The 22,419-nt window shown below is 73.0% G+C and carries 25 protein-coding genes; 12 read left to right on the top strand and 13 right to left on the bottom strand.

Features of this window, described 5'->3' with window-relative positions; translation table 11 throughout:
- The first annotated feature begins 129 nt into the window (after positions 1 to 129).
- Together DMH12_RS25110 and DMH12_RS25105 are read left to right on the top strand one after the other, a co-directional pair.
- Complete coding sequence (locus DMH12_RS25110) at positions 130 to 1,311, top strand: FAD-dependent monooxygenase (protein ID WP_125493731.1); 1,182 nt, start codon at positions 130 to 132, stop codon at positions 1,309 to 1,311.
- Positions 1,312 to 1,324: 13 nt separating this feature from the next.
- Entirely contained in the window at positions 1,325 to 2,230 is a 906-nt protein-coding gene (locus DMH12_RS25105; protein ID WP_125493730.1) for a Gfo/Idh/MocA family protein, read from the top strand.
- Here the strand turns inward: DMH12_RS25105 and lnt are convergent.
- Positions 2,154 to 3,728 (bottom strand): apolipoprotein N-acyltransferase, encoded by a 1,575-nt coding sequence (gene lnt / locus DMH12_RS25100; RefSeq protein ID WP_125493729.1) that lies wholly within the window; start codon positions 3,726 to 3,728, stop codon positions 2,154 to 2,156. The two genes, DMH12_RS25105 and lnt, sit on opposite strands and share 77 nt — an antisense overlap.
- A 152-nt stretch (positions 3,729 to 3,880) precedes the next feature.
- Here lnt and DMH12_RS25095 point away from each other — a divergent pair, with 152 nt between their 5' ends.
- Entirely contained in the window at positions 3,881 to 4,621 is a 741-nt protein-coding gene (locus DMH12_RS25095) for an SDR family oxidoreductase (RefSeq protein WP_125493728.1), read from the top strand.
- A 33-nt stretch (positions 4,622 to 4,654) separates the two neighbouring features.
- Here DMH12_RS25095 and DMH12_RS25090 read toward each other — a convergent pair whose 3' ends face one another.
- The 3 genes from DMH12_RS25090 to DMH12_RS25080 form a co-directional block, all read right to left on the bottom strand.
- Positions 4,655 to 4,834, bottom strand: coding sequence for a hypothetical protein (locus tag DMH12_RS25090; RefSeq protein ID WP_125493727.1), 180 nt, complete (start codon positions 4,832 to 4,834; stop codon positions 4,655 to 4,657).
- Between the two features lie 63 nt (positions 4,835 to 4,897).
- Entirely contained in the window at positions 4,898 to 5,773 is an 876-nt protein-coding gene (locus DMH12_RS25085) for an undecaprenyl-diphosphate phosphatase (protein WP_125493726.1), read from the bottom strand.
- A gap of 140 nt (positions 5,774 to 5,913) precedes the next feature.
- A complete protein-coding gene (locus tag DMH12_RS25080) occupies positions 5,914 to 6,384 on the bottom strand; it encodes a helix-turn-helix domain-containing protein (RefSeq protein ID WP_125493725.1) in 471 nt (156 codons plus the stop codon).
- A 102-nt stretch (positions 6,385 to 6,486) separates the two neighbouring features.
- Here DMH12_RS25080 and DMH12_RS25075 point away from each other — a divergent pair, with 102 nt between their 5' ends.
- Complete coding sequence (locus DMH12_RS25075) at positions 6,487 to 7,656, top strand: thiolase family protein (protein WP_125493724.1); 1,170 nt, start codon at positions 6,487 to 6,489, stop codon at positions 7,654 to 7,656.
- A 7-nt stretch (positions 7,657 to 7,663) separates the two neighbouring features.
- Here the strand turns inward: DMH12_RS25075 and DMH12_RS25070 are convergent, their stop codons facing one another.
- Positions 7,664 to 8,452, bottom strand: a complete 789-nt coding sequence (locus DMH12_RS25070) for a TVP38/TMEM64 family protein (protein ID WP_125493723.1) — start codon at positions 8,450 to 8,452, stop codon at positions 7,664 to 7,666.
- 389 nt (positions 8,453 to 8,841) lie between these two features.
- On the opposite strand from DMH12_RS25070, the gene tuf reads away from it, so the two are divergent.
- Both tuf and DMH12_RS25060 read left to right on the top strand, forming a co-directional pair.
- Complete coding sequence (gene tuf, locus DMH12_RS25065) at positions 8,842 to 10,011, top strand: elongation factor Tu (protein WP_125493722.1); 1,170 nt, start codon at positions 8,842 to 8,844, stop codon at positions 10,009 to 10,011.
- 19 nt (positions 10,012 to 10,030) lie between these two features.
- A complete protein-coding gene (locus tag DMH12_RS25060; protein WP_125493721.1) occupies positions 10,031 to 10,876 on the top strand; it encodes a spermidine synthase in 846 nt (281 codons plus the stop codon).
- A 7-nt stretch (positions 10,877 to 10,883) separates the two neighbouring features.
- Here DMH12_RS25060 and DMH12_RS25055 read toward each other — a convergent pair whose 3' ends face one another.
- Both DMH12_RS25055 and DMH12_RS25050 read right to left on the bottom strand, forming a co-directional pair.
- The gene (locus DMH12_RS25055; RefSeq protein WP_125493720.1) at positions 10,884 to 11,903 is read right to left on the bottom strand and encodes a hypothetical protein; all 1,020 of its coding nucleotides are present in this window, start codon (positions 11,901 to 11,903) and stop codon (positions 10,884 to 10,886) included.
- 104 nt (positions 11,904 to 12,007) lie between these two features.
- Positions 12,008 to 12,931 (bottom strand): hypothetical protein, encoded by a 924-nt coding sequence (locus DMH12_RS25050; RefSeq protein WP_125493735.1) that lies wholly within the window; start codon positions 12,929 to 12,931, stop codon positions 12,008 to 12,010.
- 84 nt (positions 12,932 to 13,015) lie between these two features.
- On the opposite strand from DMH12_RS25050, the gene DMH12_RS25045 reads away from it, so the two are divergent.
- A complete protein-coding gene (locus DMH12_RS25045; RefSeq protein WP_125493734.1) occupies positions 13,016 to 13,453 on the top strand; it encodes a DUF4442 domain-containing protein in 438 nt (145 codons plus the stop codon).
- Between the two features lie 82 nt (positions 13,454 to 13,535).
- A complete protein-coding gene (locus tag DMH12_RS25040) occupies positions 13,536 to 14,159 on the top strand; it encodes a DedA family protein (protein ID WP_125493719.1) in 624 nt (207 codons plus the stop codon).
- 95 nt (positions 14,160 to 14,254) lie between these two features.
- Here the strand turns inward: DMH12_RS25040 and DMH12_RS25035 are convergent, their stop codons facing one another.
- The gene (locus DMH12_RS25035) at positions 14,255 to 14,791 is read right to left on the bottom strand and encodes a gamma carbonic anhydrase family protein (protein ID WP_125493718.1); all 537 of its coding nucleotides are present in this window, start codon (positions 14,789 to 14,791) and stop codon (positions 14,255 to 14,257) included.
- A gap of 107 nt (positions 14,792 to 14,898) precedes the next feature.
- Here DMH12_RS25035 and DMH12_RS25030 point away from each other — a divergent pair, with 107 nt between their 5' ends.
- Positions 14,899 to 15,705: an acyltransferase gene (locus DMH12_RS25030; protein ID WP_125493733.1), complete on the top strand. Its 807-nt coding sequence runs from the start codon at positions 14,899 to 14,901 to the stop codon at positions 15,703 to 15,705.
- Positions 15,706 to 15,733: 28 nt separating this feature from the next.
- Here the strand turns inward: DMH12_RS25030 and DMH12_RS25025 are convergent, their stop codons facing one another.
- A complete protein-coding gene (locus DMH12_RS25025; RefSeq protein ID WP_125493717.1) occupies positions 15,734 to 16,591 on the bottom strand; it encodes a DMT family transporter in 858 nt (285 codons plus the stop codon).
- Between the two features lie 142 nt (positions 16,592 to 16,733).
- Between DMH12_RS25025 and DMH12_RS25020 the strand changes: the two genes are divergently transcribed.
- Entirely contained in the window at positions 16,734 to 17,306 is a 573-nt protein-coding gene (locus DMH12_RS25020; RefSeq protein WP_125493716.1) for a helix-turn-helix domain-containing protein, read from the top strand.
- A 43-nt stretch (positions 17,307 to 17,349) separates the two neighbouring features.
- Positions 17,350 to 17,907, top strand: a complete 558-nt coding sequence (locus DMH12_RS25015; protein ID WP_125493715.1) for a YbaK/EbsC family protein — start codon at positions 17,350 to 17,352, stop codon at positions 17,905 to 17,907.
- A gap of 3 nt (positions 17,908 to 17,910) precedes the next feature.
- On the opposite strand, the gene DMH12_RS25010 is transcribed toward DMH12_RS25015, so the two are convergent.
- The gene (locus DMH12_RS25010; protein WP_125493714.1) at positions 17,911 to 18,945 is read right to left on the bottom strand and encodes a cation diffusion facilitator family transporter; all 1,035 of its coding nucleotides are present in this window, start codon (positions 18,943 to 18,945) and stop codon (positions 17,911 to 17,913) included.
- Positions 18,946 to 19,013: 68 nt separating this feature from the next.
- Here DMH12_RS25010 and DMH12_RS25005 point away from each other — a divergent pair, with 68 nt between their 5' ends.
- Positions 19,014 to 19,373 carry a metalloregulator ArsR/SmtB family transcription factor gene (locus tag DMH12_RS25005; RefSeq protein WP_185832516.1) on the top strand — a complete coding sequence of 120 codons (360 nt, stop codon included), beginning with the start codon at positions 19,014 to 19,016 and terminating at the stop codon, positions 19,371 to 19,373.
- 9 nt (positions 19,374 to 19,382) lie between these two features.
- On the opposite strand, the gene DMH12_RS25000 is transcribed toward DMH12_RS25005, so the two are convergent.
- The 3 genes from DMH12_RS25000 to DMH12_RS24990 form a co-directional block, all read right to left on the bottom strand.
- Positions 19,383 to 20,606 carry a 4-hydroxybenzoate 3-monooxygenase gene (locus tag DMH12_RS25000; RefSeq protein ID WP_125493713.1) on the bottom strand — a complete coding sequence of 408 codons (1,224 nt, stop codon included), beginning with the start codon at positions 20,604 to 20,606 and terminating at the stop codon, positions 19,383 to 19,385.
- A 94-nt stretch (positions 20,607 to 20,700) separates the two neighbouring features.
- Positions 20,701 to 21,750: a LacI family DNA-binding transcriptional regulator gene (locus tag DMH12_RS24995; RefSeq protein WP_125493712.1), complete on the bottom strand. Its 1,050-nt coding sequence runs from the start codon at positions 21,748 to 21,750 to the stop codon at positions 20,701 to 20,703.
- Positions 21,751 to 21,818: 68 nt separating this feature from the next.
- Positions 21,819 to 22,226: a CoA-binding protein gene (locus DMH12_RS24990; RefSeq protein ID WP_125493711.1), complete on the bottom strand. Its 408-nt coding sequence runs from the start codon at positions 22,224 to 22,226 to the stop codon at positions 21,819 to 21,821.
- Between the last annotated feature and the right edge of the window lie 193 nt (positions 22,227 to 22,419).

Below are 22,419 nucleotides of genomic sequence, written 5' to 3'. Positions count from 1 at the left end.
GGCCGCGGAGGGCACGGAGGCCGGGGTGGAGGGACGCATGGAGGCCAACCTACCCGACCGCACTACGGCTGTAGTAAAGTCGGCGGCAGAGCTACTACACCTGTAGTGAAGAGAACGGTGGGGAGAGTCATGGCACGGACAAGACGGGCCGTCGTGATCGGCGGCGGCATCGGTGGCCTCACCGCGGCGGTGGCCCTGCACCAGGACGGACTGCGGGTCACCGTGCTGGAGCGGGCCGCCTCCCTGCGGCCGATCGGCGCGGCCATCTCCCTGTCGCCCAACGCCCTGCGCGCGCTGGACGTCATCGGCCTCGGCGACGAGATCCGCGGCCTCGCCGCCTGGCAGGGCGACGGGGGGCTCCGCACCCCGGGCGGACGCTGGCTCTCCCGGTCCAGCGCGGAGGCCGCCGCGGCACGGTTCGGCGGCCCGCTGGTGCTGCTGCACCGGGCCACCCTCATCGACCGCCTGTCCGAGCGGCTGCCCCCGGACGCCGTCCGCACGGCCGCCGACGCGATGCTCGCCGACCCCGGTGACCACGACCGCCCGGCCAGGGTGCGCACCACGGATGGAGAGTGGGAGGCCGACCTGGTCGTCGCCGCCGACGGCATCCACTCCGCCGTACGCCGCACGCTGTTCCCGGACCACCCCGGCACCGTCTACTCCGGGTTCACCACCTGGCGGGTCGTGATCCCGCTGCCCGGCGTCGAGTTCGCCTCCCACGAGACCTGGGGGCGGGGCCGCATCTGGGGCACGCACCCGCTCAAGGGCGGCCGGGCCTACGCCTACGCCGCTGCCGTCGCCCCGGCCGGCGGGCACGCGGCGGACGAGCGGGCGGAGCTGCTGCACCGCTACGGCGACTGGCACGACCCGATCCCCGCGGTGCTCGCCGCGGCCCGCCCCGAGGACGTCCTGCGGCACGACGTGCACCACATCGCCGCACCGCTGCCCGCCTACCACCGCGGCCGGGTCGCCCTGCTCGGCGACGCCGCGCACGCCATGCCCCCCAACCTCGGGCAGGGCGGCAATCAGGCCATCGAGGACGCGGTCGTCCTCGCCCACCACAGCCGGGACCTCGCCGCCTACACGGCCGCCCGGCAGCCCCGTGCCAGTGCCGTCGCCCGCCAGGCCGTCCGGGTCGCCCGTCTCAACCTGATGACCAGCCGCGCCGGGACCGCGGCCCGTGACGCCGCGCTGCTCGCGCTGTCCAGGGCGGCACCCGGCCTGTTCCTGCGGGGCTTCGACGGCATCGCCGACTGGCGGCCACCGCAGCCCCCGTATGCTTCAGCGCGGACCCGGACCGGCGAACGATAGAGGAGCACACCCCGTGAAGGTCGGCTGCATCGGACTCGGCGACATCGCGCGAAAGGCCTACCTGCCGGTGCTCTCCGCCCTGCCGGGGGCCGAACTGCACCTGCAGACCCGCACCCCCGCCACCCTCACCCGGGTCGCCGACGGACTGCGCCTGCCGGAGACCCAGCGCCACGCCGACCTCGACTCACTGCTCGCCCAGGGCCTCGACGCCGCCTTCGTGCACGCGCCGACCGCGGTCCACCCCGAGATCGTGACCGGGCTCCTGGAAGCCGGCGTCCCGACCTACGTCGACAAGCCGCTTGCCTACGAACTCGCCGAGTCCGAACGGCTGGTGGCCCTCGCCGAGGAGCGGCGGACCAGCCTCGCCGTCGGCTTCAACCGCCGTTACGCGCCCGGGTACGCGCAGTGCGCCGAGCACCCGCGCGAGCTGATCCTCATGCAGAAGAACCGCACCGGGCTGCCCGAGGAACCGCGCACGATGATCCTCGACGACTTCATCCACGTCGTGGACACGCTCCGCTTCCTGGTACCGGGACCGGTCGACGACGTCACCGTGCGCGCCCGCGTCCAGGACGGGCTCCTGCACCACGTCGTGCTCCAGCTCGCCGGGGAGGGCTTCACCGCGCTCGGCGTCATGAACCGGCTCAGCGGTTCGGCGGAGGAGATCCTGGAGGTCTCCGGCCAGGACACCAAGCGGCAGGTGGTCAACCTCGCCGAGGTGATCGACCACAAGGGCCAGCCGACCGTGCGGCGGCGCGGCGACTGGGTGCCGGTCGCCCGGCAGCGCGGTATCGAGCAGGCGGTTCTCGCCTTCCTCGACGCGGTGCGCGCGGGGCGGCTGCTCAGTGCCCGGGACGCGCTGGAGACCCACGATCTGTGTGAGCGGGTGGTACGCGCGGTCCACGAGCGTTCCGCCTGATCCGCACCGCCCGTACGCCCTCGCCGGCGCCCCAGGCCGCGAGGATCACCAGCGCGGCGTGCACGGTCCAGTCGCCGAGACGCACGTACGGCGTGGTGCCGTGCGTGAGGGGGATCTCGTACACCCGCGCGGTGCTCGCGTCGGTGCCGAGCCGGGAGCCGATCCGCTTCCCGTTCGCGTCGTACACGGCGGAGACACCGGTCAGCGTCGAGTGCACCATCGGCCGGCCGGTCTCCGCGGCGCGCAGCGCGGCGAGCGAGGCGTGCTGCGCGGGAGCCCAGGTGTGCTGGAACGTCGACGTCGACGACTGGGCGACCAGCACCTCCGCGCCGTCGGCGGCCAACTGGCGGCTCATGTCGGGAAACGCGCTCTCGAAGCACACCATCGGGCCGATCCGCAGCCCGTCCCCGACGTTCATCACCACCTGCTCGGTGCCCCGCCTGCGGTCCTCGCCCGCCGCCTCGCCGACGGAGGTGGCCCAGCCGAGCAGGGAGCGGGCCGGCACGTACTCCCCGAAGGGCACCAGCCGCATCTTGTCGTACCGGTCGCCGGTCGGGCCGTCGGGGCCGACCAGCACCGAACTCTTGTAGATGCCCGGCTTGTCCGAGCGCCGGGCATCCACGTTGACCAGGATCTCCGCGCCCGTCTCCCGGGACAGCGCCGCCAGCCGGCGGGCCAGGTCGGGCCGGTCGTCCAGGTCGAAGCCGACGCTGCTCTCGCCCCAGACGATCAGGTCGAGGTCCCGGCCGGCGAGCCCGCGGGTGAGCTGTTCCTCGCGGTCGAAGCGCCGGTCGGCGCTGTCCGCGCCGTCCACGACGCCGGGCTGCACCACGGCGATCGCGGCCCGCTCGTCGGTGTCGGGCCGCGGCGACCAGACCCAGGCCGCGGAGGTGGCGGCCGCGGTGGCGACGAGCCCGGCCAGCGCGGGCACCCGCGCCCGGCGGACGGCGACGAGCACGGCGACGGCGACGTTCACCGCCACCACCAGGAAGCTCAGCAGCCAGACCCCGCCGACCGAGGCCAGCCGCAGCGCCGGGGCCACCTCCCACTGGCTGGAGCCGAGCATCCCCCAGGGGCCGCCGAGCCCCTGCCAGGAGCGGACCAGTTCCGCGGCCAGCCAGCCCGACGGCAGCACCAGGAGCGCCGCCGCGACCCGGCCGGCCGAGGGCGCGCCGCCCAGCAGCCGCCGCACCAGCAGGCCCCACGGCGCCCACAGCGCGCCGAGCAGCGCCGCGATCACGAAGGTGAACACGTGCAGGTTCGGCAGCAGCCAGTGGTGCATGGCGAGCATGAAGCCGAAGCCGGCGCACCACGCGTCGTACGCGGCCCGCCTCCCGGTCGGCGCGGTGCGGGCCAGCAGGATCCAGGGGACCAGCGCGAACCAGGCCCACCACCACAGGGCGGGGCCCGGGAAGGCGAGCACGGGCAGCGCTCCGGCGAGCACGGCGGCGGCCGAGCGCCACCACGGGGAGGCGAGCCGGCGGTCGAGCGTCTTCATGGGCGGCTCCCTACCCCCCGATGCCTACAGTGTGCGCCCGCGACGAGGGCGAATTTCAGTTGATCACACCGGGTGCCGATGGTGCGCAAGGCGTGTGCAAGGCGTTCTCCACGGCCTAGAGTGATCGATGATCGATCAAAACGGAGGTGCTCATGAACCGACCCATCACCGTGGTCACCGGCGGCAGCCGCGGCATCGGCGCGGCGACCTGTCTGCGCCTCGCGGCGGACGGACACGACCTGGCCGTCGGCTACGCGCGGGACTCGGTGGCCGCCGAAGCCGTGGTCGCGGGCGTGCGCGAGGCGGGCGGACGCGCGGTTGCGGTGCGCGCGGACACCTCGGTCGAGGCCGACGTCGAGCGCCTCTTCGACGTGGCGGAGGAACGGCTCGGGCCGGTGACCGGCCTGGTGAACAACGCGGCCGTGACCGGGCCGCTGGGACGCCTCGCCGACAGCGACACCGCCGACCTGCGCCGGGTCCTGGACGTCAACCTGTTCGGCGTGCTGCTGTGCGCCCGGCGCGCCGCGCGGCTCATGACGGCGCGGGGGAGCGGTGTGATCGTGAACGTTTCGTCGGGCGCCGCGACGCTCGGCAGCCCGGGGGAGTACGTCCACTACGCGGCGGCCAAGGCGGGCGTCGACACGCTGACGCTGGGGCTGGCCAAGGAGCTGGGGCCGGACGGTGTCCGGGTGAACGCGGTCGCGCCCGGCGTCATCGACACCGAGATGCACGCGGCGGCGGGCGCGCCGGACCGGGCGCGGCGGATGGGCGCGGCGGTGCCGATGGGCCGTGCCGGACGGGCGGAGGAGATCGCGGCGGCGATCTCCTGGCTGATGTCGCCCGACGCCTCGTACACGACGGGGACGGTGCTCAGGGTGGCCGGCGGGCGCTGACGGCGGGCGGGTGCCGGGGCGGGCGGCTCCGGGTCAGGCGGCCTCGATGACCTCGCTGCGGATCGCGGTCGCCCACTCGACCACCAGCAACTCGTACTCCACTCGCTCCTGCGCCGACAGGGTCCCGCCCGCGCGGCGCCAGAGCGCACGGATCGTCTCGTTCAGTTCCGCGGCGGAGCGCACGGAACCAGGAGTCGCGTAATCGGGGGACATGCGGACAAGCCTAGGGGCAAGCACTGACAGTGCGCTACCGGACGGCTACGGAAACGGTGGCGGTCAGCCGGCCGACTCCGCGGCGTGCGGGCTGAGGGCGCCGGTGCTGACCAGGGCGATGATGACGATGCCGAGCGCGATGCGGTACCAGACGAACGGCATGAAGCTCTTGGTGGAGATGAACTTCATGAACCAGGCGATCACCGCGTATCCGGTGCCGAAGGCGATGACCGTCGCGAAGAGCGTCGGCCCCCAGGAGACGTGGTCGCTCTCCATCGCGTCCGTCAGCTCGAACAGCCCGGAGGCGAGCACCGCCGGGATCGCGAGCAGGAACGAGTACCGGGCCGCCGCCTCGCGCCGGTAGCCCATGAAGAGCCCGCCGCTGATCGTGGCCCCGGACCGGGAGACGCCCGGGATGAGGGCGGCCGCCTGGCAGACGCCGTAGATCAGGCCGTCCCGGACGGTCAGGTTCTCCAGCTCCTTGCGCGCGCGGGGGGCGCGGTGCCGGCCGCCCTTCTCGTCCCGCGCGGCCATCCGGTCCGCGATGCCGATGATCACACCGACGACGATCAGCATCGTCGCAGTGATCCGCAGGTCGCGGAAGGGTCCCTCGATCTGGTCCTTCAGGGTCAGGCCGAGCACGCCGATCGGGATCGAGCCGACGATCACCAGCCAGCCCATGCGCGCGTCGGGGTCGCGGCGCATCGACTTGTCGGTCAGCGACCGTGTCCACGCCGAGATGATGCGCCCGATGTCCTTGCGGAAGTAGATGAGGACCGCGGCCTCGGTGCCGATCTGCGTGATCGCCGTGAAGGCGGCGCCCGGGTCGTGCCAGCCGGAGAACGCCGCCGTCAGGCGCAGGTGCGCGCTGGAGGACACGGGGAGGAACTCGGTCAGCCCCTGGACGAGTCCGAGGATGAGTGATTCGAACCAAGACATGAAGTTACGGAGTCCAAGTGCCGAGCGAGAAAAGGGCGATGGGCGCGCCGGCCCCCGAAGTCGGATGATCGGGACCGGCTGTGCCGAGGGGCAGCGTAGCGTTCCAAAGTGAAGTCCGGCCCACAGGGGTCAAAGGTCTCCTAGGCGGCCGTCGGGCCCGTCACGGTCCAGCCGTCGGCCTGCGGATGGGCGGTCAGGTCCTCGTGCCGGACGGTGTCGCCGCAGGCGCTGCACGTGATCCGCGGGACCAGCTCGCTGCCGCAGACGTGCTCGATCACCATGGGGCGGTCGTCGTCCGCGCGCAGGTGCCGGTCGCCCCAGGCCATCAGGGTCATCAGCACCGGTTCCAGCTCCAGTCCCGCCCGGGTCGGCCGGTACTCGAAGCGCTGCGGGCGCTCGCTGTACGGCTGCTTGGTCAGGACGCCGGCGTCCAGGAGCCGCCGCAGCCGGGTGGCGAGGATGTCGCGCGGGGCGCCGGTGTTGCGGACCAACTGGTCGAAGCGGCCGTTGCCGAGGCAGACCTCGCGCAGGACGAGCAGGGAGTACTTCTCCCCGACGAGCGCCAGGGTGTCGGCGATCGAGCAGGGGCGCGGGTTCTTGGGGGCGGCCATGATGCCCAGCATAGGGGAGGGTTTGTTTTTCCAACTCCCTGGACTATGGTGAGTCCAGAATTCCTACTCACTGGTAGTCGCCGGCAGCCGGAGGCCCGCAGCATGCGTGAAGCAGTCGTCGTCGAAGCCGTACGCACCCCGATGGGCAAGGGCAGGCCGAACGGCGCCCTCGCCCACGTCCACCCCGTGGAACTCCTCGCGCACACGCTGCGCACCCTCGTCGAGCGGTCCGGCGTCGACCCGGCGCTGATCGACGACGTCATCGGCGGCACCGTCGACCAGGTCGGCGAGCAGGCCATGAACACCACCCGCTACGCCCTGCTGTCCGCCGGCTTCCCCGAGTCCGTGCCCGCGACCACCGTGGACCGCCAGTGCGGCTCCTCCCAGCAGGCCGTCCACTTCGCCGCGCAGGGCGTCATGGCCGGGGCGTACGACCTGGTCGTCGCCTGCGGGGTCGAGTCGATGAGCCGCGTCCCGATGTGGTCGAACGTGCCGGCCGGCGCCGACCCCTTCGGCCCCGGCGTCGCGGCCCGCTACCCGGACGGACTCGTCCCGCAGGGCATCAGCGCCGAACTGATCGCCGCCAAGTGGTCGCTCTCCAGGGAGCGGATGGACGCCTTCGCCGTCTCCTCGCACCGGAAGGCCGCCGCGGCCTGGGAGTCCGGGCGCTTCGACGCCGAGATCGCGCCCCTGGACGGTGTCTCGCGCGACGAGTGCGTACGCCCCGCCAGCAGCGTGGAGGTCCTCGCCGGTCTCCGGCCCGCCTACCACGACCATGCCTTCGCCGAGCGCTTCCCGCAGATCGAGTGGAACGTCACCGCGGGCAACGCCAGCCCGGTCAACGACGGCGCCTCGGCCGTGCTGATCACCTCGGCCGAGACCGCCGCCCGCCTCGGCCTGCGCCCGCTCGCCCGCCTGCACAGCTTCGCCGTCACCGGCTCCGACCCGCTGCTGATGCTGACGGGCGTGGTCCCCGCCACCGAGAAGGTGCTGCGCCGGGCGTCGCTCTCGCTGGGGGACATCGACCTGTTCGAGGTCAACGAGGCGTTCGCGAGCGTGGTGCTGGCCTGGCAGCAGGAGACCGGAGCCGACCTCGACAAGGTCAACGTGCACGGCGGGGCCATCGCGCTGGGCCACCCCCTCGGCGCCAGCGGCACCCGGCTGACCACCACCCTCGTCCACGCCCTCAGGGAGCGCGGAGCGCGCTACGGACTCCAGACCATGTGCGAGGCCGGCGGCCTCGCCAACGCCATGATCCTGGAAGCCGTGTAACGCGCCGTCAGCGCCCGCGCAGCCGGTGCCGCTTGCGCCAGGCCACCGCCGCGCCCGCGAGCCCCGGCAGGGCGATGCAGGCCAGCGCGATCAGGAAGGCCGGAGACGTCGGCGTCGAGGCGCGGGCCCCGGCGACCACGTAGGCGGCGGTGTTGGGGATGGAGCCGAGCCCCGTCGCCAGGAGGAAGGGGAGCAGGCCCATGCGGGACACCGCCGCGCAGTAGTTGGCGGCGGCGAACGGCACCCCGGGGAACAGCCGGGCCGCCAGCATCGAGCGGAAGCCGTGCCGGCTGAGCTGCCCGTCGGCGGCCTTCAGCCACTTGCCCCGCAGCAACGGACGCAGCGCCTCCTGGCCCAGTACCCGGCCCAGGCAGAAGGCGATCCCGGCGCCGAGCACCGTCCCCGCCAGCGCGGAGGCGAGGCCGAGCTGCGAGCCGAACAGCGCACCCGCGGCCAGGTTCAGCAGCGGACGCGGCACGAAGGCGACGGTGCACAGCCCGTAGGCCACCGCGTAGGCGACGGCCGCCGCGGCTCCGCCGAGCTGCGGCGGCCAGCCGTCGGTGAGCAACCGCTGCGGCTGGAAGAGCAGGACCGTGGTCGCGGCCGAGGCCAGCAGGGCGACGAGCAGGGAGAGCCGGGACCACGGGGAGAGCAGGACTCTGCTGACGCGGGCGGCGAACCCGGTCGGTGCGGCCGGTGGGACCGGCCCGCCGGCGGTGGCGACGGCGAGCTCCGTTGCGGCGGTCCGGGGAGTGACCGTGGCGGTGCCCCCAGAGCGGGTGGTGGCATCGAGCATCCGGTGACACTAACCGACAAATGTGTGTGATCGCCGTATGGAGCGTCTCACCAGCGTCACAGCCGAGTGAATCCCCGCCCCGCACCCTGCCGGTTCCGCCCTGCTCACCAGGCCACCGGACGCACCGTCGCTCTCTCGGACCGCTCGCAAAAACCATTCGACGTGGAACAGGGCGTCGGCGAAGATCTGCCTCATGTTCCGGTACGCCTTCCACCTCGCAGCATCCGCCGTCGCGGATGCGCCGAAGGCTGCCGTCCTCTTCTTCTTCCCCGCCGCCGCCGACGGCGCCCGAAGCTGACCCTCCCCGGACACTCCGGCGGACCCCCCAGGGGGAGGGTCGGCCGGACACCGGGGTCCCCACCACCGCCACGAGGCTTCGAGGTACCGCCATGTCCAAGACGGCGTACGTCCGCACCAAACCGCATCTGAACATCGGCACGATGGGCCATGTCGACCACGGCAAGACCACCCTGACCGCCGCCATCACCAAGGTCCTCGCCGAGCGCGGCGCCGGCACGTTCGTGCCGTTCGACCGCATCGACCGCGCTCCGGAGGAGGCGGCGCGCGGCATCACCATCAACATCGCGCACGTCGAGTATGAGACCGACACCCGCCACTACGCGCACGTCGACATGCCCGGCCACGCCGACTACGTCAAGAACATGGTCACCGGCGCCGCCCAGCTCGACGGGGCGATCCTCGTCGTGTCCGCGCTGGACGGGATCATGCCGCAGACCGCCGAACACGTCCTGCTCGCCCGGCAGGTGGGCGTCGACCACATCGTGGTCGCGCTCAACAAGGCCGACGCCGGGGACGAGGAGCTGACCGACCTCGTCGAACTGGAGGTCCGCGAGCTGCTCACCGCGCACGGCTACGGCGGCGACTCCGTGCCCGTCGTGCGGGTCTCGGGACTGAAGGCCCTGGAGGGCGACCCCCGGTGGACGGCGTCCGTCGAGGCGCTGCTCGACGCCGTGGACACCTACGTGCCCATGCCGGAGCGGTACTTGGACGCGCCGTTCCTGCTGTCGGTGGAGAACGTGCTCACCATCACCGGCCGCGGCACGGTCGTCACCGGCGCGGTCGAGCGCGGCACGATCCGCGTCGGCGACCGGGTCGAGGTGCTCGGGGCGTCGGTCGAGACGGTGGTCACCGGTCTGGAGACCTTCGGCAAGCCGATGGAGGAGGCCCAGGCCGGGGACAACGTCGCGCTGCTGCTGCGGGGTGTCGGCCGCGACGCCGTGCGCCGGGGGCACGTGGTCGCCGCGCCCGGCAGCGTCGTGCCCGCGCGGCGCTTCTCGGCGCGGGTGTACGTGCTGTCGGCGCGGGAGGGCGGGCGTTCCACGCCGGTCGCCACGGGATACCGGCCGCAGTTCTACATCCGGACCGCGGACGTGGTCGGCGACGTGGACCTCGGCGAGGTGGCCGTCGCCCGGCCCGGTGACACCGTCACGATGACGGTGGAGCTGGGGCGGGACGTGCCGCTGGAGACGGGGCTGGGCTTCGCCATCCGCGAGGGCGGGCGGACCGTCGGGGCGGGGACGGTGACGGCGGTGGAGTGAACTCCCGCACAATGGGGGAGTGAACGAAGCCGTACCCGTCAGCCGCGTCACCGACCACGGCACCGCCAAGCTCATGCCCGACGTCGACCGGCGGCGGGCCTGGCTGCTCACCGTGGACGGGGCACCGCAGTCCTACGTCGACCTGGACGAGCCGGCGCACCTGGAGTTCGAGTACACGCGCCGGCTCGGCCATGTCCTGGACACCGTCGCCGAGCCGGGCCGCGCGCTGGACGTGCTGCACCTCGGCGGCGGCGCGTTCACCCTGCCGCGGTACCTGGCCACGACCCGGCCCGGGTCGCGGCAGGACGTCGTGGAGGTGGACCGGGGGCTGCTGGACCTGGTCGCCGAGCACCTGCCGCTGCCGGACGGTGCGGACATCACCGCGCACGGCGCAGACGCCCGCGCCTGGCTGGCCGCCGCCCCCGCGGACTCGGCCGACGTGCTGGTCGCCGACGTCTTCGGGGGCTCACGCGTGCCGGCGCGGCTGACCTCCGTCGAGTACGCCCGCGAGGCGGCACGGGTCCTGCGCGCCGACGGCGTGTACGTGGCCAACCTCGCCGACGGGGCGCCGTTCGGCTTCCTGCGCGGCCAGTTGGCCGGCTTCGCCACGCTCTTCGGGGAACTGGCGCTGATCGCCGAACCGGGGGTGCTGCGCGGGCGCCGGTTCGGCAACGCGGTCCTCGTCGCCGCGGGCCGGCCCCTGGACGTCCCGGCGCTGGCCCGGCGCACCGCCGCCGACGCCTTCCCGGCCAGGGTCGAACACGGGGCGGCCCTGCGGGACTTCATCGGCGGCGCGCGGCCGGTGCGGGACGCGGACGCCGTACCGTCGCCCGAGCCTCCCGCCGGGGCGTTCGGCATCGGCTGAGCGGCGCCTACGACTCGGTCGGCGGTTCCTCGGTGAGCCGCACGGTGCTGAGGATCTTCTGGATCGTCGCCTCCGGGACCTCCTCGTCGACGCCCTTGGCGCCGTACAGGTTCCAGGTGACGAAATCGCCCGCGCTGTTCTGGAACGCGAAGGTGATCGCCTTGCCCTCGGTGTCGCACTTGCCCTTCTGGGGCGTGCCCTGCGAGTACGCGGTGATGACGCTGCCCTTGATGCCGGAGGCTGTGGTGTACGCCTTCGGCTTGCCGTACTTCACGCTCTTCTTGTCCGGCTGGGTGTAACCGCCGTAGATCCACCACGGCACCCGCGTCTCGGCAGCCATGTCGGTGTCCTTGGCGCCGCTCTCACCTCGGGTACCGGTGGTGGCGAGGGCGGTGCTCTCCTTGCGGCCGTCCTTGTTCTCGTCCGTGGTGCACCACTCGGACTTCAGATAGGCGGGGGCGGTGACCGTCGTGCGGTCGGTCTTGCCCTTCTCCTCCCACTCGAAGCCGACGCTGGTGTCCTTGCTGTCGATCTCCCAGTCCGCGGGCACGTCGAACATGGTGCCGAAGCGCGGGTTGGCGACGACCTTCCAGCCGTCGACGGTGGCCTGCGCCTCCTCGCCGCCGCGCGGGTTGTCGTCGGAGCCGGACGCGCTCGGATCCGTGGACGGGGTCTCGGACTTGTCCGCGGACGCGCTCGCGGACGGCTTCTTGTCCTTGCCGTCGTCCGCCTGGTCCTCCTTGTCGCCGCCGAGCACCAGGAACCCGGTGACACCGGCGGCCACCACCACGGCGAGGGCCGCGACGATCGCGACCAGCTTCGTCCGGTTCCCGCCGCCGCCACCGCCCGGAGCGGGCTGCGGCGCCCCTGCGGGCTGCGGCGCCCCCCACTGCTGTTGCCCGTACTGGCCGGGCTGCTGTTGGTATCCCGGCTGCTGGTAGGGATTCGGCTGTTGGTACCCCGGCTGCTGGTACGGATTGTTCTGCGGGTTCTGCTCGCCCCCGGGCGGCTGCTGTCCTGGCCACATGAGCAGTCACCCTAATGCCGCCCAGGACACGATTCGGTCACCGGGCCTTGTCAGGGACGTACCGAAGTGCGGAAGGTTCGTCCCCGCTTGCACACACCGCCTCCTCAGGAGTCCGCCGGGTCGTACTCCCTGACGGTGGCGAGGATCCCGCGGACGGTGGCGTCGGGCACCTCGTCGGCGACGTCCGCGGGGCCGACGAACGACCAGGAGACGAAGTCGCCGTCCGCGGACTCGAAGGCGAAGGTGGTCGCCTTGCCGTTCACGTCGCACTTGCCCTTCTTCTCCACCCCGGACGACCGGGAGGTGGCGACGCTGCCCCTGATGCCGGAGGAGGTGGTGAAGGACGTCACCGGTCCCGTCGAGACCTTGTCCCGGTCCGGCTGGGTGAAGGAACCGTAGACCCAGTCCGCCGAGTCGTTCCGGGCGATCTCCTCGGTGCTCCGCGCGCCGTTGTTGCCCCGGGTGCCTGCGCTGGCCAGGGGCATGTAGTCGACCGAGCCGTCCCGGTCGCCGTCCGACCCGCACCACTTCTCCTGGAGGACGGCGGGGGCCTTCATGGCGACGAGGGGCTTCTCGTCGGGATCGTCGTCCTCCGTGACGTAGGTGACCCAAGTGGGCGACTGCCGCACCCAGGAGGCCGGTACGTCGAAGGCGATGCCCTGGCCGGGATTGGCGACGACGTTCCACCCGGCGAGGGTCGGCTTCAGCTCGTCGTCACCACCGCGCGGGTCGTCGCCGGCGGGGGACGAGGCCGGTGCGGAGGCGGTGGGGTCGGGCCGGGCCCCGTCGTCCTCGCCGCCGCCCAGGAGGACGGCCCCGGTCACGGCGGCGGCGACCACGACGGTCGCGGCGGCGACGATCGCCACCACCTTCGTACGGCCGTTGCCGGGCCCCCGGCCGGGCGGTCCACCGGACGTGACCGTGGGGGCGTTCCAGGGCGCGGGCTGCTGGTACGGGTTGGGCTGCTGGTACGGGTTGGGCTGCCGCGGGTCCGGTCCGCCGGTGGGTGACTGCTCTCCTGGCCACATGGATGGACAGCTTACGACGATCTTCCAAGCAGCCTGGCCCTGGATGCTACTCATGGGTAACCTACCTCCATGAGCGCAGATCAGATGTCGATCGGCGAGTTGCTCGCCGCCACGGTGCCGATGGTCAGGACCCTGAACCTCGAGTACCTGGAGACCACTCCGGAGAAGGCCGTCCTGGCCCTCCCGGACCAGAGCGAGTACCGCAATCACGTGGGCGGACCGCACGCCGGGGCCATGTTCACCCTGGGCGAGTCGGCCAGCGGCGCGATCGTGCTGGCCGCCTTCGGCGACCAGCTCTCCCGGGCCGTGCCGCTGCCGGTCACCGCCGAGATCGCCTTCAAGAAGATCGCGCTCGGCCCGGTCACCGCCACCGCGACGCTCGGTCGCCCGGCCGCCGACGTCGTCGCCGAGCTGGACGCCGGGAACCGCCCCGAGTTCCCGGTCAGCGTCGCCATCCGGCGCGAGGACGGCGCGGTGACCGGTGAGATGACCGTCATATGGACCCTGCGTCCCAACAGCTGACCTCCCGCGAACCGGTAGGCTTCCCGGGTGCGCCTTCGCCGAGGCGCGCCCGGGAACAGGTACGCGAAGCGGAGGATGCGCGTTGCACGTCCAGGAGTGGCTCGACACGGTGCCCGCGGTGGCCGTGTACGCCGTCGTCGGACTGGTCATCGGTCTGGAGAGCCTGGGCATCCCGTTGCCCGGTGAGATCATCCTGGTGTCCGCGGCCCTGCTGTCGTCGCAGCACGGCGGCATCGACCCGCTGGTCCTCGGCGCCTGTGCCAGCGCGGGCGCGGTGATCGGCGACTCCATCGGGTACGCCATCGGCCGCAAGGGCGGCCGGCCCCTGCTGGCCTGGCTGGGTCGCAAGTTCCCCAGGCACTTCAGCGAGGGCCACATCGCCACCGCCGAGCGGTCCTTCCAGAAGTGGGGCATGTGGGCCGTGTTCTTCGGCCGCTTCGTCGCCCTGCTGCGGATCTTCGCGGGCCCGCTGGCCGGTGTGCTGCGGATGCCGTACTGGAAGTTCCTGATCGCCAACGTCCTCGGCGGCATCGTCTGGGCGGGCGGTACCACCGCCGTCATCTACTACGTCGGGATCGTCGCGGAGTCCTGGCTCAAGCGCTTCTCGTGGCTGGGCCTGGTGCTGGCGGTCGTCATCGGCGTCGCCTCGATGCTGATCGTCAAGCGCAAGGCGGCCAAGGCCCAGCCGCTCCCCGCCGGGGAGTGAAGCGCCCCGTCGAGGGGCGCCGTGGGTGACGTTCCGCGGCTCCGCCGCAGGGGCGCGACCAGCCACGAACCACCCGCGCCCGGCCGCCCGGCCTCCTAGAGAACCTCCCCCAGCGCGCCCCGGTGCTCCCCGGCCAGCGCCGCGTACATCGTGCCGTTCAGCGTCACCCCGGCCCGCTCCTCCTCCGTCAAATCCCGCCTGACCTTCGCCGGGACCCCCGCGACCAATGAGCCCGGCGGCACCCGCATCCCCTGCGGCACCAGCGCCTGGGCCGCGACCAGCGAACCCGCGCCGATCACCGCGCCGTTGAGGACCGTGGCACCCATGCCGATCAGGCAGTCGTCCTCGACGGTCGCGCCGTGCACCACGGCGTTGTGCCCGATGGAGACCCGCTCGCCGACCGTGACGGGGAAACCGGGGTCGGCGTGCAGCGTGCAGTTGTCCTGGACGTTGCTGTCCGCGCCGACCGAGATCCGCTCGACGTCGCCGCGCAGCACCGCGCCGTACCAGACGCTCGCCCCGGCGTGCAGCGTCACGTCCCCGATGACCGAGGACGTCGGTGCCACGAAGGCCCCCGCGTCCACCTTGGGCTCCTTGCCGGCGATGCCCGTGATCAGCGCCTTCTGCGTCATCTCCGCCTCCTGTTCGGGTGATGTACGGCACCGTACGCCACCCGGTGGGGTGAAGATCACAGCACTCCGCGGTCATGGCCGCACCGCCCGCCGACTACCGTGAGCGGGTGCCCAAGCGCAAGAACACGTTCTCGTCCTGGCGGAGCCGCCTGGCGCAGCGGGCCGTCCACGCGGGCTGGGCCTGGGTGCAGCGAACCGGCTCCGTCACCGCCGCACACCCCGGACGCTTCCGCTTCGGCGCGCTGGGCACGGGCACCCGGCTCGCCTTCCCGCTCGGCACGGTCTTCGGCGAGCCCTGGATCCACGTCGGCGCCCACTGCATCATCGGCGAGCAGGTCACGCTGACCGCCGGGCTCATGCCCGACCTCGACCTCGGTCCCGAGCCGATCCTGCGCATAGGCGACGGCGTCGTCCTCGGCCGCGGCAGCCACGTCATCGCCGACACCACCGTCACCATCGGCAGCGACTGCTACTTCGGCCCGTACGTCTACGTCACCTCCACCAACCACTCCTACGACGACCCGCACCAGCCCATCGGCAAGCAGTGGCCCCGGATGGACCCGGTCGAGATCGGCCCCGGCTGCTGGATCGGCACCGGCGCGGTGATCCTGCCCGGCGCGCGGATCGGGCGGAACGTGGTCGTGGCCGCCGGCGCCGTGGTGCGGGGCACCGTCCCCGACCACGCCGTGGTGGCGGGCGCGCCCGCCAAGGTCGTACGGCGCTGGACCCCAGCCGACGGCTGGCAGCCGCCGCTGCGGACCCCGGCCCCGGTGCCGATTCCCGACGGGGTCACGCCGGGACAGCTGCGGGAGTTGTCGGGGCTGGAGGGCGAGGCGCTGGCCAGGCTGGCGGAGTTGGACGACGACCGGCCGGAGGCGACGGGCAGGCTCGCGGAACCGGCCGCCGAGAGCTGAGCGTCGGCCGCGGCCGTGCGGCGCCTGGTCAGCCCGTGGCCGGCAGCAGGGTGCCCACCAGGGCGAGGCCCGCGCCCGCCGCCTGCACGGCGCGCAGCCGTTCGCTGAGGAACCCGCGTGCGGCCAGCGCGGTCACCACCGGGTACAGGGAGGCCAGCACCGCCGCCACCGTCACCGGGCCGTGCTGGGCGGCGATCGAGTACGTGCCGTTGGCCGCGACGTCGGCGAGCCCCACGAAGCCCAGCGCGGGCAGCGAGCCCCACGGGAAGCCCTCCGGCGGCAGCGCGGGGGCGCCGCGCCGGACGGACACCCACAGGGCCAGTCCGCCGGCGGCGACATTGGTGACGCGCTGGACGAACAGGGCGAGGAAGAGGCCGGTGAGCGTGGTCGACGCCTCCGCGATCAGGGCCATCACGGCACCGAACCCGAACGCCGCGACGAGGGTGAGGGCGACCGTCCGCCGCTGGACCGGCGCACCGCGCAGCTGCGGACCGCCGGCGAGCACCACGCCCGCGACGGCGACCAGGATGCCGGCGAACTGGGGCAGCCCGGGGCGCTCGCCGAGGGCGAGACCCACGCCCACCGGGACGGCCACACCGAGCGAGCCCAGGGGCGAGACGACGCCCATCGGGCCCAGGGCGAGCGCCTTGTAGAAGGCGAGCATCGCCACCGGACCGACCAGACCGGCGGCGACCGCGAACCAGAGGTGCGCGGACGCCTCGCTCCAGGCGCCGGTCGCGGCCACGATCGCGCCGAGGACGACGACGGCGACCGACTGGGAGACGACGACCACGGTGAGCGCGGGCGTGCGCCGGGTCAGTACCCCGCCGCCGAAGTCGGCCATGCCCCACAGAAGGCTGGTGGCCAGGGCGAACAGCGCTGTCATGATCCGGTCGCCTCGCAGTACAGTTCGGTGAACCTTCGGGTGCAGCAGACCATAGTTCACTGGACTGCACTGCGTCATCCAAAATAATGCACGAAACGGTGCGCGATACGGTGCACGAACTCATGAAGGCAAGGGACGGAACGTGGCGGACCTCGACCTGCTGACCCAGTCCCTGGCGCGCAACGTCAAGCGCTGGCGCACCGAGCGCGGCTTCACCCTGGAGGCGCTGGCCGCCCGCGCGGGCGTCAGCCGCGGCATGCTCATCCAGATCGAGCAGGCCCGTACCAACCCCAGCCTCGGCACCGTCGTCAAGATCGGCGACGCGCTCGGCATCAGCATCACCACCCTGCTGGACTGGGAGCAGGGCCCCAAGGTCCGCGTGGTCCCCGCCGAACAGGCGGTACGCCTCTGGCACACCGACGCCGGCAGCTTCAGCAGGCTGCTCGCCGGGGTGGAGGCGCCCGGACCGCTCGAGATGTGGGAGTGGCGGCTGATGCCGGGGGAGAGCAGCCCCTCCGACCCGCACCCCACCGGCACGGTCGAGATGGTGCACGTCACGGCCGGGGAGCTGACGCTCACCGTCGACGGGGCGGCGCACAGCGTCCCGGCCGGCGCCAGCGCCTCCTTCGAGTCCGACACCCCGCACACGTACGGCAACGAGGGCGCGGAGCCGATGGAGATGATCATGGCGGTGTCGGTGCCGCCCGTCCGCTGAGACGGCCGCCCCGCGCACCGGTCGCTGTTGTTAGCGTGCGGCCATGCACGCACCCATCGGGAACTTCGACAGCGCCACGCCCGCACCGGACTGCCTCGACGAGCTGACCCGCCCGGTCGCCGACGCCGTACGCCACTGGCGCGGCGGCGTCCCCGCCGAGCAGATCGTCTACGTCGACACCGACCCGGAATGGGCCGACACCGCCACCTTCGTCGAGCACTACGGCCATGACCTGCTCGAACGCTCCGCGAACTGCGTGGTGGTCACCGGCAAGCGGGCAGGCGGCACCACGCTCGCCGCCTGCCTGGTCCTCTCCACCACCCGCGTCGACGTCAACGGCGTCGTCCGACGTCACCTCGGCGCGCGCAAGGCGTCCTTCGCCCCGATGGACACCGCGACCGGCGAGACCGGCATGGAGTACGGCGGCATCACCCCGGTCGGCCTGCCCGGCGACTGGCCCCTGCTGGTGGACTCGGCCGTCGTCGACCTGCCCTACGTCCTCGTCGGCAGCGGACGCCGGCGCGGCAAGCTGCTGGTGCCCGGCAAGGCCTTCGCCGAACTGCCGGGCGCCGTCGTCCTGGAGGGGCTGGGCGTCGCCTGACCGTCACCCCGGTGCGTGGTGGGCCAGCGCCAGATGCGGGTCCGCCTCGCCCGGCACCGGTGCCGGGTCGGCGTGGACCAGCGCGGCGGTGAGCCGCGGCACGGCGTGCAACAGGGCGTGCTCGGCCTCGACGGCGACGCCGTGGGCCCGGCGGACGGTCGCCTCGCCGTCGACGACCAGGGCGACCTCGGCGCGCAGCCGGTGCCCGACCCAGCGCAGCCGCAGCTCACTCACCCCGCGCACGCCGGGCACCTCGCGCAGCACCTGTTCCGCCCGGTCCACCAGCGCCGGATCGACGGCGTCCATCAGCCGCCGGAACACCTCGCGCGCCGCGTCCCGCAGGACCAGCGCGATCGCGGCCGTGATCGCCAGCCCCACCAGCGGGTCGGCGAGCCGCCACCCCAGCGCGGCGCCGCCGGCGCCCAGCAGCACGGCCAGGGACGTGTAGCCGTCCGTCCGCGCGTGCAGCCCGTCGGCGACCAGCGCCGCCGAGCCGATCTCCCGGCCCACCCGGATCCGGTACCGGGCCACCCACTCGTTGCCCGCGAAACCGGCCAGCGCGGCCAACGCGACCGCCGGGACGTGCGCGACCGGGCGGGGGTCGAGGAGCCGGTCCACTGCCGTCCACCCCGCGAGGACCGCGGACGCGGCGATCGTCAGGACGATCGCGACGCCGGCCAGGTCCTCCGCCCGCCCGTAGCCGTAGGTGAAACGCCGGTTCGCCGCGCGGCGGCCCAGGACGAAGGCGATGCCGAGCGGGACGGCGGTCAGCGCGTCGGCGGTGTTGTGCACCGTGTCGCCGAGCAGGGCCACCGACCCGGAGACCGCCACCACGGCCGCCTGGACGAGCGCCGTGGCGCCCAGGACCGCCAGCGACACCCACAGCGCGCGCAGTCCGCGGGCGGAGGACTCCAGGGCCGAGTCCACCTTGGCGGCGCTTTCGTGGGAGTGCGGGGTCAGCCGGTGGGTGAGACGGTGCCATCGGCCCCCGTGGGGACGGTGGCCGTCGTGGGGGTGATGCCGGTGCGGGTCGCTCACGGGATGCCCCTTCCGGTGGTCCGGTGCGGTGGGTGGACGCGTGACGCCCACGGCGCCATTATGTGCGTATGAGCGCACGCATGCACCTGTCAGCTGCGGACGATGCGCACCCGCGCACACCGGGCGAGGAGCAGTTCGCGCTCGCCGCCGAACTCCTCGCCCTGCTCGGCGACCGCACCCGCCTGACCCTGCTGCACGCCCTGACCGGCGGCGAGGCCGACGTCACCACCCTCACCGAGGCGTGCGACGCGGCCCGGCCCGCGGTCAGCCAGCATCTGGCACGGCTGCGGCTCGCGGGGCTGGTGAGCACCCGCAAGGAAGGGCGCCGGGTCGTGTACACGCTGCGGGACGGGCATCTGCGCCGCCTGGTGGACGAGGCGCTGAACGTCGCCGACCACCGGCTCGGCGACCGTCCGCTGCACGACTGACCGGCGGCCTCAGCCGCCGGTCCGCACGCCCAGGTAGCGCTCGGCGAACTCCGCCGCCGCGACCGGCGAGTCGAACAGGCGGCGCAGCCTCGCCAGCGCCGCACCCGCGCGGTACGGGTCGCCCGACGCCGTGCCGTGGAACACCTCCGACAGCCACTGGGAGAACTCCTGGTAGTCCCAGGCCCGGGCGAGGCACGCCGCCGCGTACCCGGACAGCCCGGTGTCGTCGCCCTTCGTGAAGTGCGCCGCCAGCCCGTCGCCGAGCAGGAACGCGTCGTGCAGGGCGAGGTTCAGTCCCTTGGCGGCGATGGGCGCCGTCAGGTGCGCCGCGTCCCCGGCCAGGAAGAGCCGGCCGAAGACCACGGGTTCGACGACGTAGTTGTGCATGTCCAGGACGCGCCGCTCGATCAGCCGCCCTTCGCGGGGCGGCGGCGCGCCGGCCGCGCCCAGGCGCTCCCGCAGCTCGGTCCAGACCCGGTCGTGCGACCAGCTCTCCGGGTCGTCCCCCGGCGGGCACTGGAGGTAGTAGCGGGTCACCTCGGCGTTGCGGGGCATGTGGCCGGCGAAACCGCGCGGGTGCATGCCGAACACGACGCAGTCCGCGGACGGCGGCGCCTCGGCGAGGAGCGCCAGCCAGCCGACGCCGTAGTCGTGCCGGGCCAGGTGGGCCCGCTCCGGCGGCAGCGACGCCCGCGTCACCCCGCGCGCCCCGTCGCAGCCCGCGACGAAGTCCGCCCGCACGTGGAGGCGTTCACCGGAGTCGGGGCACACGTAGGACACCGACGGGCGGTCGGACTCCGGCTCGTGCAGACGTACGTCCCGGACACCGAACCGGATCTCCCCGCCGCGCACGTCCGCGTACTCGCGCACCAGGTCCGTCACCAGGAACTGCTGCGGATAGACGAAGTGGTGCTGCCCCGTCAGCCCGGTGTACTCGAACCGGTACCGCTCCCCGGCGAACCGGAACTCGCACTCGGTGTGTGTCTGTGCCCGTTCCAGCAGGGTCCGTGCCAGCCCCCGCCGTTCCAGCCCGCGTACGGCCCATTCCTCGATGACCCCCGCGCGCGGCCGCCGTTCGACGAACTCCCGGGTCTCGGTCTCCAGGACCAGGCAGTCGACGCCGGCGGCGCGCAGGATGGCACCGATGGTGAGCCCGGCCGGTCCGGCGCCCACGACGACGACCGGAAAACGCTGTGCGGGAGCTGAGTCGGAGTGGGGGGAAGGTGCGGTCACGCGCACATTATGTGGGCGCCCGGACGCCCTCGGGAACGCCCGCGGGGCCTTCGTCCCGGGGTGCCGGAAATTCCCCGGCGGGCGGATCGGGAACTCAGGTGGACTTCCGTAGAACCAGACGCGTGGGTGTGACCACGGACGGCAGGGGCCGGGGGCCGCCTCCCTGGGGAGGCTGTTGCGACGTCCGGTCGCAGAGAAGCCGCGCCATCAGCCGTCCCATCTCCTCGATGTCCTGGTGCACCGTCGTGAGCGGTGGATCCGTGGCCTCGGCTATGGACTCGAGGTTGTCGAAGCCGACGACGGCCACGTCCCCGGGCACGCTGCGTCCCCGTTCCCGCAGGATCCGCAACGCGCCGGAGGCCATCAGGTCCGAGGCGACGAACACCGCGTCCAGATCCGGTGCCTGATCGAGGAGCAGGGCCATCGCATCGGCGCCGCCCTGCAGAGTGAAGTCACCCTCGGCGAGCAGGTGGGGCGGGGTGTCCAGGAGGACGTCGCGGTAGCCGTCGAGGCGGTCGATCGCGGCCGCCTGGTTGAGCGGCCCGGTGATCGTCGCGATGCGCCGGCGTCCCAGAGACACGAGGTGCCGAACGGCTTCCCGGGCACCACCGCGGTTGTCGGCGTCGACGTAGGTGTAGACATCACTGCGATGTCCGGAGCCGGGGAGGGGACGTCCGCCGAAGACGGCGGGCAGCTCCATCTGCTCGACCATGTCCGGCAACGGGTCGTCGGCACGCAAGGAGAACAGCAGGGCGCCGTCGACATGGCCGCCGCCCAGGAAGTTGCAGACGCGCGCGTAGTCGTCATGCTCCTCGATGAAGAGGAGGACCGGCTGGGCTCCGTGCTGAACGAGTTCCTGTCGGATGCCGCGGATCTGGCGGTCGAAGTAGGGGTCAACGAAGAGGCGGTTCTGCGGTTCGGTGACCACCACGGCGACGGCGTTGTTCCGGCGGGTGACGAGCCTTCTGGCCGCCTGGTTCGGTACGTAGCCGAGTTCCGCCACCGCTTCCCGAATGCGTTCGGCGACCGCGGCCCGCACCTTCGGCTCGCCGTTGATCACCCGCGACACGGTGGACTTCGACACTCCCGCCCTCAGCGCCACGTCCTCGAGTGTGGGGCGTTGCCCGATCAGCCGTTCAGTCAACTCGATCTCCGATGCAGCGCAGTTCACCGTTGCCGCAGAGCACGTTAGCCGTCCGGGTGATCCCGGCGTCAGCCCAGTCGGGGGATCTCGATGGCCGGGCACCGGTCCATGACCATCTCCAGACCCGCGGAGTGGGTCCTTTCGTACGCCGCCTCGTCGATCACGCCGAGCTGGAACCAGACCGCCCCGGCGCCCTTCGCGACCGCCTCGTCGGCGACCGCGCCGGCCAGGTCGCCGTTGACGAAGACGTCGACGACGTCCACGTCGAAGGGGATGTCGGCGAGGGAGGCGTACCCCTGCTCGCCGTGGACCGTCTCCGCCTTGGGGTGCACGGGCACGACGCGCTTGCCGAAGCGCTGGAGCACCTCGGCGACGCCGTACGCCGCGCGCTGCCGGTTGGACGAGAGGCCCACCACGGCCCAGGTGTCTCCCAGCTCGGTGAGGATCTTGCGGACTGCTGCCTCGTCGCCGTACACCAGCGGCCTCCTTCGGTTCCCGGGTGACCCGCGTGTTCGCGTCTCCCGGTCAGGTCAACGGAGCGCGGGGAGCCGAGATTCCCAGCTCGGCGCGGGAGCGGTGCGCGCGCCCCCTGTGCGTCACCGCGTCACCCGCCTACGCTCACCCCGTGCTGCGCATCATCGACGCCCGGACCGGAGAGCCCGCCCCCGC

It is taken from the genome of Streptomyces sp. WAC 04229, from assembly GCF_003947455.1.
In the GTDB taxonomy this organism is placed as follows: Bacteria; Actinomycetota; Actinomycetes; order Streptomycetales; family Streptomycetaceae; genus Streptomyces.
This window is presented reverse-complemented; position numbering and strand designations above follow the sequence as displayed.

Coding starts and splice junctions, on each gene's coding strand:
- DMH12_RS25015 (WP_125493715.1), top strand. CDS start 17,350: ATGCACGCACCCATCGGGAACTTCGACAGCGCCACGCCCGCACCGGAC.
- DMH12_RS25025 (WP_125493717.1), bottom strand. CDS start 16,591: ATGACAGCGCTGTTCGCCCTGGCCACCAGCCTTCTGTGGGGCATGGCC.
- DMH12_RS25045 (WP_125493734.1), top strand. CDS start 13,016: ATGTCGATCGGCGAGTTGCTCGCCGCCACGGTGCCGATGGTCAGGACC.
- DMH12_RS25090 (WP_125493727.1), bottom strand. CDS start 4,834: ATGTCCCCCGATTACGCGACTCCTGGTTCCGTGCGCTCCGCCGCGGAA.
- DMH12_RS25050 (WP_125493735.1), bottom strand. CDS start 12,931: ATGTGGCCAGGAGAGCAGTCACCCACCGGCGGACCGGACCCGCGGCAG.
- lnt (WP_125493729.1), bottom strand. CDS start 3,728: ATGAAGACGCTCGACCGCCGGCTCGCCTCCCCGTGGTGGCGCTCGGCC.
- DMH12_RS25055 (WP_125493720.1), bottom strand. CDS start 11,903: ATGTGGCCAGGACAGCAGCCGCCCGGGGGCGAGCAGAACCCGCAGAAC.
- DMH12_RS25035 (WP_125493718.1), bottom strand. CDS start 14,791: ATGACGCAGAAGGCGCTGATCACGGGCATCGCCGGCAAGGAGCCCAAG.
- DMH12_RS25080 (WP_125493725.1), bottom strand. CDS start 6,384: ATGGCCGCCCCCAAGAACCCGCGCCCCTGCTCGATCGCCGACACCCTG.
- DMH12_RS25070 (WP_125493723.1), bottom strand. CDS start 8,452: ATGCTCGATGCCACCACCCGCTCTGGGGGCACCGCCACGGTCACTCCC.
- DMH12_RS25005 (WP_185832516.1), top strand. CDS start 19,014: ATGAGCGCACGCATGCACCTGTCAGCTGCGGACGATGCGCACCCGCGC.
- tuf (WP_125493722.1), top strand. CDS start 8,842: ATGTCCAAGACGGCGTACGTCCGCACCAAACCGCATCTGAACATCGGC.
- DMH12_RS25095 (WP_125493728.1), top strand. CDS start 3,881: ATGAACCGACCCATCACCGTGGTCACCGGCGGCAGCCGCGGCATCGGC.
- DMH12_RS25075 (WP_125493724.1), top strand. CDS start 6,487: ATGCGTGAAGCAGTCGTCGTCGAAGCCGTACGCACCCCGATGGGCAAG.
- DMH12_RS25085 (WP_125493726.1), bottom strand. CDS start 5,773: ATGTCTTGGTTCGAATCACTCATCCTCGGACTCGTCCAGGGGCTGACC.
- DMH12_RS25110 (WP_125493731.1), top strand. CDS start 130: ATGGCACGGACAAGACGGGCCGTCGTGATCGGCGGCGGCATCGGTGGC.